This is a genomic window from Streptomyces sp. WELS2, assembly GCF_013870595.1.
Taxonomy (GTDB): Bacteria; Actinomycetota; Actinomycetes; order Streptomycetales; family Streptomycetaceae; genus Streptomyces.
Window position 1 is genome coordinate 1 of the sequence record NZ_JACBWZ010000099.1, and the last position, 13,538, is coordinate 13,538.

The 13,538-nt window shown below is 71.7% G+C and carries 15 protein-coding genes and 1 pseudogene; 12 read left to right on the forward strand and 4 right to left on the reverse strand.

Going from position 1 to position 13,538, the window contains the following annotated elements:
* Positions 1-294 (forward strand): annotated as a pseudogene (locus H5J33_RS36715) (hypothetical protein); the annotation flags it as partial.
* A 28-nt stretch (positions 295-322) separates the two neighbouring features.
* On the opposite strand, the gene H5J33_RS09145 reads toward H5J33_RS36715, so the two are convergent.
* Positions 323-790: an RDD family protein gene (locus H5J33_RS09145; RefSeq protein WP_181794382.1), complete on the reverse strand. Its 468-nt coding sequence runs from the start codon at positions 788-790 to the stop codon at positions 323-325.
* Positions 791-1,000: 210 nt separating this feature from the next.
* On the opposite strand from H5J33_RS09145, the gene glnA reads away from it, so the two are divergent.
* The 4 genes from glnA (at position 1,001) to H5J33_RS09165 (ending at position 4,844) form a co-directional block, all read left to right on the forward strand.
* Positions 1,001-2,410, forward strand: coding sequence for a type I glutamate--ammonia ligase (gene glnA / locus H5J33_RS09150; RefSeq protein WP_181794383.1), 1,410 nt, complete (start codon positions 1,001-1,003; stop codon positions 2,408-2,410).
* 551 nt (positions 2,411-2,961) lie between these two features.
* Positions 2,962-3,219 (forward strand): hypothetical protein, encoded by a 258-nt coding sequence (locus tag H5J33_RS09155; protein ID WP_181794384.1) that lies wholly within the window; start codon positions 2,962-2,964, stop codon positions 3,217-3,219.
* 75 nt (positions 3,220-3,294) lie between these two features.
* Entirely contained in the window at positions 3,295-4,215 is a 921-nt protein-coding gene (htpX, locus tag H5J33_RS09160; protein ID WP_181794385.1) for a zinc metalloprotease HtpX, read from the forward strand.
* Positions 4,216-4,259: 44 nt separating this feature from the next.
* Entirely contained in the window at positions 4,260-4,844 is a 585-nt protein-coding gene (locus tag H5J33_RS09165; RefSeq protein ID WP_181794386.1) for a PspA-associated protein PspAB, read from the forward strand.
* Between the two features lie 136 nt (positions 4,845-4,980).
* On the opposite strand, the gene H5J33_RS09170 is transcribed toward H5J33_RS09165, so the two are convergent.
* Positions 4,981-5,295 carry a hypothetical protein gene (locus H5J33_RS09170; RefSeq protein WP_181794387.1) on the reverse strand — a complete coding sequence of 105 codons (315 nt, stop codon included), beginning with the start codon at positions 5,293-5,295 and terminating at the stop codon, positions 4,981-4,983.
* A gap of 220 nt (positions 5,296-5,515) precedes the next feature.
* Between H5J33_RS09170 and H5J33_RS09175 the strand changes: the two genes are divergently transcribed.
* The 5 genes from H5J33_RS09175 (at position 5,516) to H5J33_RS09190 (ending at position 8,896) form a co-directional block, all read left to right on the forward strand.
* Complete coding sequence (locus tag H5J33_RS09175) at positions 5,516-5,884, forward strand: arsenate reductase family protein (protein ID WP_181794388.1); 369 nt, start codon at positions 5,516-5,518, stop codon at positions 5,882-5,884.
* Between the two features lie 251 nt (positions 5,885-6,135).
* Positions 6,136-7,167 (forward strand): glutamine synthetase, encoded by a 1,032-nt coding sequence (glnII, locus tag H5J33_RS09180; protein ID WP_181794389.1) that lies wholly within the window; start codon positions 6,136-6,138, stop codon positions 7,165-7,167.
* A 284-nt stretch (positions 7,168-7,451) separates the two neighbouring features.
* Positions 7,452-7,574, forward strand: coding sequence for a hypothetical protein (locus H5J33_RS37315; protein WP_258564973.1), 123 nt, complete (start codon positions 7,452-7,454; stop codon positions 7,572-7,574).
* Between the two features lie 119 nt (positions 7,575-7,693).
* On the forward strand, positions 7,694-8,284 hold the full coding sequence (locus H5J33_RS09185; RefSeq protein WP_181794390.1) for a winged helix-turn-helix domain-containing protein: 591 nt from the start codon (positions 7,694-7,696) through the stop codon (positions 8,282-8,284).
* 156 nt (positions 8,285-8,440) lie between these two features.
* Positions 8,441-8,896, forward strand: a complete 456-nt coding sequence (locus H5J33_RS09190) for a GNAT family N-acetyltransferase (protein ID WP_181794391.1) — start codon at positions 8,441-8,443, stop codon at positions 8,894-8,896.
* A gap of 9 nt (positions 8,897-8,905) precedes the next feature.
* Here the strand turns inward: H5J33_RS09190 and H5J33_RS09195 are convergent, their stop codons facing one another.
* Positions 8,906-9,382 carry a DUF6314 family protein gene (locus H5J33_RS09195; protein WP_181794392.1) on the reverse strand — a complete coding sequence of 159 codons (477 nt, stop codon included), beginning with the start codon at positions 9,380-9,382 and terminating at the stop codon, positions 8,906-8,908.
* A gap of 131 nt (positions 9,383-9,513) precedes the next feature.
* Between H5J33_RS09195 and H5J33_RS09200 the strand changes: the two genes are divergently transcribed.
* A complete protein-coding gene (locus H5J33_RS09200; RefSeq protein WP_181794393.1) occupies positions 9,514-11,988 on the forward strand; it encodes an alpha-L-arabinofuranosidase C-terminal domain-containing protein in 2,475 nt (824 codons plus the stop codon).
* Positions 11,989-12,003: 15 nt separating this feature from the next.
* Here H5J33_RS09200 and H5J33_RS09205 read toward each other — a convergent pair whose 3' ends face one another.
* Complete coding sequence (locus tag H5J33_RS09205) at positions 12,004-13,236, reverse strand: cysteine desulfurase (RefSeq protein ID WP_181794394.1); 1,233 nt, start codon at positions 13,234-13,236, stop codon at positions 12,004-12,006.
* A 104-nt stretch (positions 13,237-13,340) separates the two neighbouring features.
* Between H5J33_RS09205 and H5J33_RS09210 the strand changes: the two genes are divergently transcribed.
* Positions 13,341-13,538: ABATE domain-containing protein (locus H5J33_RS09210; protein ID WP_181794395.1), on the forward strand; the 198-nt coding region annotated here is incomplete at its 3' end.

The following is a 13,538-nucleotide window of genomic DNA, read 5'->3' on the forward strand; positions in this document are numbered from 1 at the left end:
CCGGCGGGGCGGCGCACCGGAGGTCACCCGTACCGGTGGCGCGGACGCCCCTGCCCGCGCATCCACCCGGACGGGGTACGGCCGGAGGCGTACCCCGCCGGCACCGGCCCGGCCGCCGACGTCACCTACGACGGCGAGGACCCCGGCGGCGGTACCGGCCGGGCGGCCGTGCACGGCACGAGGGCCGACGGCGTGGCGCGCGCCGCTCCACGTCGCGCAGGCGAGGGCCCCGGCGTCGGTCACAGGCCCGTGGGGCGGCGCGCCGGAGATCACCCGTACCGGTGGTGCGGGTGACCCTGCCGGCGCATCCGCCGGGGGGCTGTCAGATGCGGACCTCGACGGTCTTGGCGAGGCGGTCGTGCAAGCCGCGGCCGTCGCGGTCCCAGATCAGCGCGGGGATCGCCAGGCACAGCAGGACCGTGCGCAGCAGGGCGCGGCCGGGGCTGACCGTGCCGGTGCTCAGTGCGACCACCCGGATGCCGAAGAGCCGCTTGCCGGGGGTGCAGCCGATCGTGCCGACGGTGAGGGCGCTCAGCACGAAGAACACGCCCAGTGCCCAGTTGCTCGTGAGCGCCCCGTTGCCGTGGGTGATCAGGCCGTATGCGATCAGGACGCACAGCGCCCAGTCCACGGCGAGCGCGCCGAGCCGCCGTCCGGGCCGTGCGATCGAGTTCGGCCCGTGCTCCGGGAGCCCGAGCTGCTCGCCCCGGTAGCCGAAGTCGGCACCCGCCTCCTCCATGGCCGCGCGCGGGCCGGAGAGCCACGATCCGATTGCCTGCCTGTTGTCCACCCGTCCACGGTACTGCGCCCGGTTTCGGGCACTACGCGCAGGGGTGTGACGGGGCTACGGTGGACATGTGGCCGGTTAACGTCTGCGAAACAAACGGGTCACGCCCGAGAAATCACCCGTCCCTAGGGTCGACACCACCGTGTGCCACCGCACTGGCCGCACGAACGATCTACCACCCCGGCGAGGACGGTCGGGAGTAGGAGGAGCTGGATGTTCCAGAACGCCGACGAGGCCAAGAAGTTCATCGCGGACGAGGACGTCAAGTTCGTCGACGTCCGCTTCTGCGACCTGCCGGGCGTCATGCAGCACTTCACGGTGCCCGTCGAGGCGTTCGACCCGGACGAGGAGCTGGCCTTCGACGGATCGTCGATCCGCGGTTTCCAGGCCATCCACGAGTCCGACATGGCTCTGCGTGCCGACCTGTCCACGGCCCGTGTCGACCCGTTCCGCCGGGACAAGACCCTCAACATCAACTTCTTCATCCACGACCCGATCACGGGCGAGCAGTACTCCCGTGACCCGCGCAACGTGGCGAAGAAGGCCGAGGCCTACCTGGCGTCGACGGGCATCGCCGACACCGCGTACTTCGGTCCCGAGGCCGAGTTCTACGTCTTCGACAGCGTGCGCTTCGCCACCTCGGCGAACGAGTCCTTCTACCACATCGACTCCGAGGCGGGTGCCTGGAACACCGGCGCCCTGGAGAACAACCGCGGTTACAAGGTCCGCTACAAGGGCGGCTACTTCCCGGTCCCGCCGGTCGACCACTTCGCCGACCTGCGCGCCGAGATCTCCCTGGAGCTGGAGAAGCAGGGGCTGAAGGTCGAGCGCCAGCACCACGAGGTGGGCACCGCCGGCCAGGCGGAGATCAACTACAAGTTCAACACGCTGCTCGCCGCCGCCGACGACCTCCAGCTCTTCAAGTACATCGTGAAGAACGTGGCCTGGCGCAACGGCAAGACCGCGACCTTCATGCCGAAGCCGATCTTCGGCGACAACGGCTCGGGCATGCACGTGCACCAGTCGCTGTGGAGCAACGGCGACCCGCTGTTCTACGACGAGGCCGGGTACGCGGGCCTGTCCGACCTGGCCCGCTACTACATCGGCGGCATCCTCAAGCACGCCCCGTCGCTGCTGGCCTTCACCAACCCGACGGTGAACTCGTACCACCGTCTGGTGCCGGGCTTCGAGGCGCCGATCAACCTGGTGTACTCGCAGCGCAACCGCTCGGCCGCGATGCGCATCCCGATCACGGGCTCCAACCCGAAGGCCAAGCGCGTCGAGTTCCGCGCCCCGGACTCCTCCGGCAACCCCTACCTCGCCTTCTCGGCGCTGCTGCTCGCGGGCCTGGACGGCATCAAGAACAAGATCGAGCCGGCCGAGCCGATCGACAAGGACCTGTACGAGCTGGCTCCCGAGGAGCACGCGAACGTCGCCCAGGTCCCGACCTCGCTGAACGCCGTCCTCGACGCGCTGGAGGCCGACCACGAGTTCCTCCTCCAGGGCGACGTGTTCACGTCCGACCTGATCGAGACGTGGATCGACTTCAAGCGCACCAACGAGATCGCGCCGCTGCAGCTGCGTCCGCACCCGCACGAGTTCGAGCTGTACTTCGACGTGTGACCGGAACAGGTGGTGCGCCCCCGGCCACGGTGGGCACACCACCCGGCGCGGGACGACCTTGACGCGCCGACGCCCGCCGGAGGGGCACTCCAGCCGATGGACATCGGCCGGAGTGCCCCTCCGGCCGTTCCGGCCACCGTCCGGGCCCCGATCGCGAGGGACACCGCCGCTGCCCCGAGCTGGTCCGAAGAGACACATCCCGCGAGGACGCATATGGGTGCATGATGCAGTGCATGATGCCTCCGCGCGGTACGGAACGGTGGCTCACCGACGTGCGGGACGCGGACCCGGCCGGGCTGCGCCCTGGCCGCCCCGGCCCTGGAAGCCGTCGGCCCGCAGCACCACACCGTCACACCGGACACGCTCCTGGAGCGTGTCCGGACCGCCTGCGGACAGACCCCGGCCGACAGCCCGGGCCACCGCCTCCCGGGGCGGCGCTCCTCGTGAGGCCACGGTCTTACCGCCGCCGTGCAACCTTTCCCGCCTCCCGCGCTTCCTATTGTCGGAGGATCATGCCTCCGACAGTCCCGGATGAGAGGGGTCGCACGGGGATGGCGGAACAGGACGAGTGGGAGCGCGAGTTCGATCACGCGTGGGTGGACTCGGCCGAGCACAAGGAGCCCTCCGCGCGGGCCCGGATGCTCGCCGCGCGGTGGAAGGAGAACCCGCCGGAGCCGGCGCCCTTCCGGGCCGACCCGGACCCGGTGGGCCCGCGCCGGTCCTCCTGGGTGTCGACGGCCGTGGTGCTCGGCTGCGTGGCCGCGGTGATCGTGCTGCTGGGGTACGCGCAGCTGCGGTCCCCGTACTGATCCGCCCCGGCCGACGGGCGCCGGCGGGTGCACACTGGACAGCGGGGCGAGTGCCTGGCTGCGGGGTGATGCGAGATGCGGAGCCGGTTCCACAGTGATCGGCGGCTGACCGTGCGGATGGGCCTGACGCTGTTCCTGCTCGGTCTGCTGTACGTCGGGTTCGTCGCGGCGCTGATCGTGCTGCTGAGGTCCTGGGTGCTGGTCGCCGTCCTGGTCGGGGCGCTGTTCGTGGCCCAGTTCTGGTTCTCCGACCGGATCGCCATGTTCGCGATGCGCGGCCGGCCCGTGGCGCGGGAGGAGTATCCCGAGCTGCACGCCGTGGTGGACCGGCTGTGCGCGATCGCGGACCTGCCCAGGCCCGTGGTCGCCGTGTCCGCGATGGACATGCCGAACGCGTTCGCGACCGGGCGCAGCCCCGACCACGCCGTGGTGTGCGTGACCACCGGGCTGCTCCGCCGGCTGGAGCCGGCCGAGCTGGAGGGCGTGCTCGCGCACGAGCTGTCGCACGTCGCGCACAAGGACGTCGCCGTGATCACGGTGGCGTCCTTCCTCGGGGTGGTCGCGGGCCTGGTCGTCCGGTTCGCGTTCTACTCGCAGATCTTCGGCGGGGGCCGCCGGGACCAGAACACGGCCATCGTCTTCGCGGCCGTGCTGGGCGTCTCGGCGGCCGTGTACGCGATCAGCTTCCTGCTGATCCGGGCGCTGTCCCGGTACCGGGAGCTGGCGGCCGACCGCGCGGCGGCGCTGCTGACCGGCCGTCCCTCGGCGCTGGCGGCGGCGCTCACCAAGGTCTCCGGGGAGATCGCGCGCATCCCGACGAAGGACCTGCGAACGGCCCAGGCGTTCAACGCGTTCTACTTCACCCCGGCGACCGGCCGGGAACCCGGCATCGAGCGCTTCTTCTCCACGCACCCGACCCTGGGACAGCGGCTGGAGCAGTTGGGCCGGATCTCGGCGGAGCTGGGTGAGGCCGCCGCCCCGGGGAAGGCGGGCTGAACCGGAGGGGCCGGGCCGGAGGCTCGGGCGGAGGAGGGCTGACCGTGCGGCTGCTGGACGTTCTGCTGGGCCGTACCCGGCCGGTCGCGCCCGATCTCGACCGGCTGTTCGCGCTGCCGTCGGCGGCGGTGACGCTGGAGGCGGCGACCGGACTGGCGCCGGCCGGGAGCGGGGCGGTGTGCTTCGCCACCGTGGAGGGGGCGGCCTTCGAGCGGATCACCCAGGAGGTACGGGCGCTGCTGGACGCGGACACCGACCGCACCGGCCCGCCGGTGGCACCGTACCGGGACGGCTACGGCTACTCCTGGCTGGTGTCCCGGCGCTCCCCCGGGCAGCTGCCCCAGCTCGTGGCCGATCTGCACGCGGTGAACAGCTCGCTGGAGTCGGCCGGCTTCGGCCCGCAGCTGCTGTGTTCGCTCGTGTCCTTCACGGACGGCGCCGAGCGGCGGGTGGCGCTCGTGTACCTCTACAAGCGCGGCACCTTCTATCCGTTCGCTCCCCTGCCCGGGGCCGCCGAACGGCGGGACACCGCGCTGGAGCTCCGGCTGAGGTCGGTCCTCGACGGCGATCTGCCGATCGAGCCGGACCTGGGCCGCTGGTTCCCGGTGTGGGGTGCCCCCGGCCTGTGACGGCCGGGGGCGGCCCCGCTCGTTCACCGTGCCTTCTCCCGCTCCTGCCGGCGGGCCTGGACGGGCCCCCGGAGGCGGCCCTTCGCTGACGGTGCCGGGTGCCCTCCCGTCGACGGAAGGGCACCCGGCACACGGCTCAGCGCGAGTAACGCATCAGCGCCCGCACCATGTGACACGTGGTGTCGGAGGGCGGCCGCATGCCGATCCGCTCGGCCGTGCCGCGGATCGTCTCGTTCCCGGCCTGGTCCGGCAGATAGACACCGGAGTCGAGCAGGGCTATGGCGAGGCGCATGGCCTTCAGGCGCCGGTTGTGCGTGACGTACCACTGGCGCGGCCGTCCGGCCGGCAGCGGTCGCTTCGCCTCGGGCTCGTAGGGCGAGTCGAACAGCACGGGGTGCTTGGCGGTGGACTGGGTCGGCAACGGCTTCGGCTTGAGGGCGGCAGCGGGCACAGGCATCCTCCTGTCGCGGTCAGACCGGCCGCCGGCGACCCGGCGCCCGGTCTCGAACACTGCTTCCAGTCTACCGGCGGGCACTGACAATCGGTCGGTCGCGGAGGCGAGTGAATCCGCAGCTCAGGCAGGAAATTGGCGGTCCGTCACGGATGGTGGGGATGAGACTGCCGAGGTGTCGCGAATTCGAACAGAGCCGGTACCGCGTACCGTGTCGCACATGGAGATCTGGATCAACCCCGCCTGCTCGAAGTGCCGTAGCGCGCTCACCCTGCTCGACGCCGAGGGGGCCGAGTACACCGTGCGGCGGTATCTGGAGGACGTGCCGGGCGAGGACGAGATCAGGGCCGTACTGGACCGGCTGGGCCTCGAGCCGTGGGACATCACGCGCACCCAGGAGGCGGCGGCCAAGGAACTGGGGCTCAAGGAGTGGCCGCGCGACGCCGGTTCCCGGGACCGCTGGATCGCGGCGCTCGCCGGGCATCCCAAGCTCATCCAGCGGCCGATCATCACCGCGGACGACGGGACGACGCTGGTGGCCCGCAGCGAGGAGGCCGTACGGGAGGCCCTCTCCCACAGCAAGCGCTGACGGCTCCCGTCGGGCCGGGGTCCCGTGCGGGCGACCCGGTCGTACGCAATCCGCACGGCCGGTGCCGCTCCCCCGCACCACGTGAGCCGCGACACAAAGACACCAGGTAACACGGGGTTCACATTCGGGCAATGGCCGGGAAACCGCCTGTTGACAGGCTGCCCGCTGTTCGAGCGGCGCCCCGGTGCCGCAGCGCCGCGGCGTCCGCCAGGGCGGACGCGCCCGACCCACCCCCGAAGGATGTGGCCCCCGTGACCTTCAAGGCCGAGTACATCTGGATCGACGGCACCTCGCCGACGGCCAAGCTCCGTTCCAAGACGAAGGTCATCACGGGCGCCCCGGCCGGTCTCGACGCGCTGCCGCTGTGGGGCTTCGACGGCTCCTCCACCAACCAGGCCGCGGGCAACTCCTCGGACTGCGTGCTCAAGCCGGTCTTCACCTGCCCGGATCCGATCCGCGGCGGCGACGACATCCTCGTGCTGTGCGAGGTGCTGGACACCGACCTCACCCCGCACCCGACCAACACCCGGGCCGCGCTGGCCGAGGTGGCCGGGCGGTTCGCCGCGCAGGAGCCCATCTTCGGCATCGAGCAGGAGTACACCTTCTTCGCCGGCTCCCGCCCGCTCGGCTTCCCCGAGGGCGGCTTCCCGGCCCCGCAGGGCGGCTACTACTGCGGTGTCGGCGCCGACGAGATCTTCGGCCGGGACGTCGTCGAGGCCCACCTCGACAACTGCCTGAAGGCGGGCCTCGGCATCTCCGGCATCAACGCCGAGGTCATGCCCGGCCAGTGGGAGTTCCAGGTCGGCCCGCTGTCCCCGCTGGAGGTCTCCGACCAGCTGTGGGTGGCCCGCTGGCTGCTGTACCGCACCGCCGAGGACTTCGGTGTCTCCGCGACCCTGGACCCCAAGCCGGTCAAGGGCGACTGGAACGGCGCGGGCGCGCACACCAACTTCTCCACCAAGGCCATGCGCGAGGGCTACGACGCCATCATCACCGCCTGCGAGTCGCTCGGCGAGGGCTCCAAGCCGCTGGACCACGTGAAGAACTACGGCGCCGGCATCGACGAGCGCCTGACCGGCCTGCACGAGACGGCCCCGTGGGACAAGTACTCCTACGGCGTCTCCGACCGGGGCGCCTCGGTGCGCATCCCGTGGCAGGTCGAAAAGGACGGCAAGGGTTACATCGAGGACCGCCGCCCGAACGCGAACGTCGACCCGTACGTGGTGACCCGCCTGCTGGTGGACACCTGCTGCACGGCGCTGGAGAAGGCCGGCCAGGTCTGATCCGTCCCGCACCTCCGGGGGCGCCCGCCGTCACGGCGGGCGCCCCCGCCGCGTATCCGAACTCCGGCCCGGAGGACGGCCGTCGGCCACGCCGCGACGGCCCGCTCCCCGGCGCCGTCCGGAATGTGAGACGGCGTTCCGGACTCCCCCGGCCCGTTCCAGGCCGCTGAACAGGGCGGAAAGCCGGGGTCCCGAGGGGTTGTCACGTCGGTGTCACATCAAAGAAGCGTCCAAGCAGTGAGAGGAGGCTCCTGCGCGCCGCGCGGCTCTGCTTCAATGGGACCATGGCCAGCATCCAGCAGATCACCGCGACGGGTCGCTACGACCTCCAGCCGTTCTGGCCTTCCCGTCAGCACCACGACTTCGACCGTGTGTGTCGCCCCGCGAGGAACGCGCGGGCCCTCTAAAGCCGTACCCCCGGCCTTCGGCCAGCGCGAAACGACGTACGTCCTCCGGCGACGCCCGACCACGAATCGGGGCCGCCGCACCTTCCGACGAACTCCTCGCGCGAAAGAGCTGACCTCTCATGGCGACCACCCGATCCCTCTCCACCGCCACCCTGCCCACCCCCGCCCCGAACGGCCCCCGGCACCGGCTGCGCGCCGTCGACCGGGACGAGGCGGTCCACGTGGCGGACTTCCTCCCGCCGGGCGCCACCTGGCTGCCCGCCCCGCAGCACACCCTGCCCACCCTGCCGGGCCAGCCGCCGATGGTCGGCTACCTGGTGCTGGTCCCCGCCGACCAGCGGCCCCCGTTCCTGCCGGTCGCCGTCCCCGACCAGCCGGAGGCCGACGCCGGGCGCACCGAGCCGGACGCCGGCAGCGAGCCGCTGGTGCGGATCGACCCGGTGCGGCGCACCGCCAGCGTCGAGGGCCGCGAACTCGACCTGACCTACCTGGAGTTCGAGCTGCTGGCGCACCTGGTGGCGCACCCGCACCGGGTGCACACCCGCGACCAGCTGGTCACCACGGTGTGGGGCTACGGCCACGTCGGCGACGGCCGCACCGTGGACGTGCACATCGCCCGGCTGCGCCGCAAGCTGGGCGACCGGCACCGCAAGTCGATCCAGACCGTGCGCCGGGTCGGCTACAAGTACACCCCGGTGACCGCCCGCTGACCGTTCTGCCCTCGGCAGAGCACCGCGCGCCCACGGCCCCGTACCGGGCAGGGACCGGGGAGATCACGGAGGGGATGCGGCGGTTGCGGGCGGCGTACGAGGAGGTGCGGTGAAAACCGCTGGTCCGTACGGAGCCCGGACTGTGAGGATCACCGCATGAGCGATGCACCCGATCTCCCCGGGACACCGGGCCTCCCCGAGGGCTACGAGTTCTCCGCCGACCCCGCCCGCGTCGACGTCGGCCGTGTGCACGGCTGGCTGTCGTCCGACACGTACTGGGCGCCCGGCCGCCCCCGCGAGAAGCACGAGCGGGCGATGGCGTCCTCGCTGAACTTCGGGGTCTACGCCACGCAGTCGGGGGAACAGGTGGCGTACGCGCGCGTGGTCACCGACCGGGCGCTGTTCGCCTGGCTCGCCGATGTGTACGTCGACCCCTCGGTGCGCGGCAAGGGCGTGGGCACGGCGTTCGTCGCCCGGATCCGCGACCACCTGGCGCCCTTCGGGCTGAGCCGGCTGCTGCTCGCCACCGAGGACGCGCACGGGGTGTACGCCAGGCTGGGCTTCCGGCCGCTGGAGCACCCGGAGCAGTACATGGCGCACACCTTCGACTGAGCGCCCGGCTCAGTCCTCGCAGGCGGGACCCCCGGTGGGCGCCTCGCGGGTGTAGTGCGTGGTGAGCTCCAGGTCCTTCGCCGGGCCGCCGACCCGCCACACCGTGCGCCAGCGGCCGGCGTCCAGCACGGTGAACTCGCCCCGGTAGAGGTCGGCCGCGCAGGGGTGGCCGGCGAGGTACCGGCCCCGGGTCAGGTCCAGGTCGTGGAAGGGCCGCCCGTCCGCGAAGCGCACGTCCACCCGGCCCGGCGCGGGTCCCGGCAGGAACCGCAGCGTCCGGGTGGCCGGCCGGGCCACCCCGCGCCAGGTGAAGACGCCGGACTCCTCGTGCAGCAGCCCGCCGCCGTCCAGCGGGCCGAAGACGGTGGTCCCGGTGAAGCGCCCCTCGTCCCCGCTCGCCAGATCCCGTACCGCGCGCTCGACGCGCCAGCGGCCGGACAGATAGGCCAGCGGGTCGGCCACCGGCCAGAAGTCGTCCTCACGCATCGCTTACGGCCTGCCCCTCTTCCGTCGGTCCCGTCCGCTCCATTGACGTGCTCATACCCCTTCTCTATGTTGCCGTTCGAAGTGCTGACCAATGTCTGATATTTCGAACACATCAGAGCCGCGGAGTATCCATGTCACGCACCACCCGCTTCGGACTCGGCCTGGGCGCCCTCCTGCTCGCCACGGCCGCCCTGCCCGCCCCGGCCCACGCCGAGGACGTCACCGACTACGCGATCACCGTCGACCCCTCCGCCACCGGCCCGGCGATCCCCCGGACCATGTACGGGGTCTTCTTCGAGGACATCAACCGCGCCGCCGACGGCGGTCTGTACGCCGAACTCGTCCAGAACCGGTCCTTCGAGTACTCGGCCGACGACAACGCCTCCTACACCCCGCTGACCGCCTGGACGGTCTCCGGTACCGCCCGGGCGGTGGACGACTCCGGCCGGCTCGGTGAGCGCAATCGCACCTACCTGGCGCTGGACGCCGGCTCGTCCGTCACCAACGCCGGCTACAACACCGGCATCGCCGTACGGGACGGCGAGAAGTACGACTTCTCGGTGTGGGCCCGCGCCGAGGCCGGCGCCGCCCTCACCGTCTCCCTCCAGGACTCCGGCGGCCCGCTCGCCACCGCCCGGCGGATCGCCGTGAGGAAGAACGGCTGGGCCCGGTACGGGGCCACCTTCACCGCCACCCGGACCAGCACCACGGGCCGGCTCACCGTGGCCACCGGCTCCGCCGCCGCCCTGGACATGGTGTCCCTCTTCCCGCGCGACACCTACAGGCACGAGCCCAACGGCCTGCGCAAGGACCTCGCCGAGAAGGTCGCCGCCCTGCACCCGGGCTTCGTCCGCTTCCCCGGCGGCTGCCTGGTCAACACCGGCTCCATGCGGGACTACAGCGAGGCGTCCGGCTGGCAGCGCAAGCGCTCCTACCAGTGGAAGGACACCGTCGGCCCGGTCGAGCAGCGCGCCGCCAACGCCAACTTCTGGGGCTACAACCAGAGTTACGGCCTCGGCTACTACGAGTACTTCCGGTTCGCCGAGGACGTCGGCGCCATGCCGCTGGCCGTCGTACCGGCCCTGGTGACCGGCTGCGGCCAGAACCAGGCCGTGGCCGACGACGCCCTGCTGAAGCGCCACATCCAGGACACCCTGGACCTGATCGAGTTCGCCAACGGCCCGGCGACCTCCGCCTGGGGCAAGGTGCGGGCGCGGATGGGCCACCCGAAGCCCTTCCACCTCACCCACATCGAGGTCGGCAACGAGGAGAACCTGCCGGCCGAGTTCTTCACCCGCTTCGAGAAGTTCCGCGCGGCCGTCCAGGCGAAGTACCCGTACATGAAGGTCGTCTCCAACTCCGGCCCGGACGACTCCGGCACGACCTTCGACACCGCCTGGAAGCTCAACCGGGACGCCAGGGTCGACATGGTCGACGAGCACTACTACAACAGCCCGCGGTGGTTCCTGCAGAACAACGACCGCTACGACTCCTACGACCGCCAGGGCCCCAAGGTCTTCCTCGGCGAGTACGCCTCCCAGGGCAACGCCTTCGGGAACGGCCTCGCCGAGGCGGCCTACATGACCGGCCTGGAACGCAACGCGGACGTGGTCGAACTCGCCTCCTACGCCCCGCTGTTCGCCAACGAGGACTACGTCCAGTGGCGCCCGGACCTGGTGTGGTTCAACAACCACGCCTCCTGGGGCTCGGCCAACTACGAGGTGCAGAAACTGTTCATGACCAACGTGGGCGACCGGGTGGTGCCGAGCACGGCGACCGGCACCCCGGACGTCAGCGGGCCCCTCGCCGGCGCGGTCGGGCTGTCCACCTGGAACACCAGCGCCGCCTACGACGACGTACGGGTCACCGGCGCCGACGGCTCCACGCTGCTCGCCGACGACTTCTCCGGCGACGCCTCGAAGTGGAACCACACCGGGGCCGGCAGCTGGACGGTCCAGGACGGCCGGTACGTCCAGACGGACGACACCGCCGAGAACACCATGGTCCAGGCCGGCGACCCGTCCTGGCACGACTACGACCTGCACGTGAAGGCCACCAAGAGGTCCGGCAAGGAGGGCTTCCTCGTCGCCTTCGGCGTCAAGGACACCGGGAACTACTACTGGTGGAACCTCGGCGGCTGGAACAACACCCAGTCGGCCGTCGAGCAGGCCGTGGACGGCGGCAAGTCCACGCTGATGGCCAAGGCGGGCTCGGTCGAGACCGGGCGCGCCTACGACATCGACGTCAAGGTGCGCGGCCGCCAGGTCACCCTCTACCTCGACGGCAAGGAGTGGGGCGGCTTCACCGACGACAAGCCGGCCGAGCCGTTCCGTCAGGTCGTCACGCGCGACACCAGGACCGGCGAACTGATCGTCAAGGTCGTCAACGCCCGGTCCGCCGCCGCCCGTACCGCCATCGACCTGGGCGGCGCCAAGGTCGCGTCCCGGGCCAGGGCGACCACGCTGGCCGCCGCGCCGGACGCGGTGAACTCCGAGACGTCCACGGCGGTCGCCCCGCGCACCTCCACCGTCACCGGGATCGCGGGGAAGTTCACGTACACCTTCCCGGCGAACTCCGTCACCTTCCTCAGGATCAAGCAGAGGTAGGAGCGGGTGGGCGGCTCAGACCCCGAAGTACCGCCGGGCCGCCCGCACCCCCGCCACCAGCGCGTCGACCTCCTCCGGCGTGTTGTAGACGTAGAAGCTCGCCCGGGTGGTCGCCGGGACGCCGAACCGCCGGGCGAGCGGCCGGGCGCAGTGGTGGCCGACGCGGACGGCGACGCCCCGCTCGTCCAGCACCTGCCCGACGTCGTGCGGGTGGACGCCGTCCACGGTGAAGGAGACGGCCGAGCCGCGATCGGTGAGGTCGCGCGGGCCGACGATCCGCACCCCCGGCACCTCGGCGAGCAGGTCCAGGGCGCGGGCGGTGAGTGTGTCCTCGTACGCCGCGACCTCCGCCATGCCCAGCCGCTCCAGGTACTCCACCGCCGCCGCGAGTCCCACCGCCTGCGCGGTCATCGGCACGCCCGCCTCGAAGCGCTGCGGCGGCGGCAGGAAGGTGGTGCGGTCCATCTCCACGATCTCGATCATCGAGCCGCCGGTCAGGAACGGCGGCAGGCCGGCCAGCAGCTCCGCGCGGCCCCACAGCACGCCGATGCCGTTCGGGCCGAGCATCTTGTGCCCGGAGAACGCCAGGAAGTCCGCGCCCAGCTCCGTCACGTCCACCGGGCGGTGCGGCACCGACTGGGCGCCGTCCACCACCACCAGCGCCCCGGCCGCGTGCGCCCGGTCGGCCAGCTCCCGCACCGGGTTGAGGGTGCCGAGCACATTGGACTGGTGGGTGAGGGCGAGCACCTTGGTCCGCTCGTCCAGCAGCTCCGCCGCCCGGGTCAGGTCCAGCCGGCCCTCGTCGGTCAGCCCGAACCAGTCGAGTGTGGCGCCCGTCCGCTCGGCCAGCTGCTGCCAGGGCACCAGGTTCGCGTGGTGCTCCATCTCCGTCACCACGATCCGGTCGCCGGGCCCGATCCGGCCGGCGTTGCCGAGCGCGTACGCGACGAGGTTGACCGCCTCGGTGGTGTTCTTGGTGAAGACCACCTCGTCGTCGGCGGCGCCGACGAACCGGGCGACCGTGTGCCGCGCCTGCTCGTAGGCCTCGGTCGCCTCGCCGGCCAGCTGGTGCGCCCCGCGGTGCACGGCGGCGTTGCGGGTGAGGTAGAAGTCCCGCTCGGCGTCCAGGACTTGCAGCGGTTTCTGGGTGGTGGCCCCGGAGTCCAGGTAGACCAGCGGCGCGCCGCTCGCCACCGTCCGTCCCAGGATCGGGAAGTCCTCGCGCAGCGCGTCCACATCGAAGGCCACGACGTCACCTCTCACGGTTTCTCGGCTGTTTCTCCGTGAGGCACGCTAAGCCCTCCTCACGGAGAACTGCAAGAATCCCCGTGAGAGATGGCTAGGATGTGACCGTGGAGCACGAGACCCCCGTCTATCTGCACCAGCTCCCGGTCCCCGGCGAGGACCGGTACGCCTCGCTGGCGCTGGTCAACACCCGGTTCACCGTCAGCCACGGCCGGGTCGACCTGCTCGACGACACCGAGGCCGCGCACCTGTGGCTGGTCCGGCACGCCCTGCTGCCCGACCCGGTGGAGCTGAGCGGCCGCCAG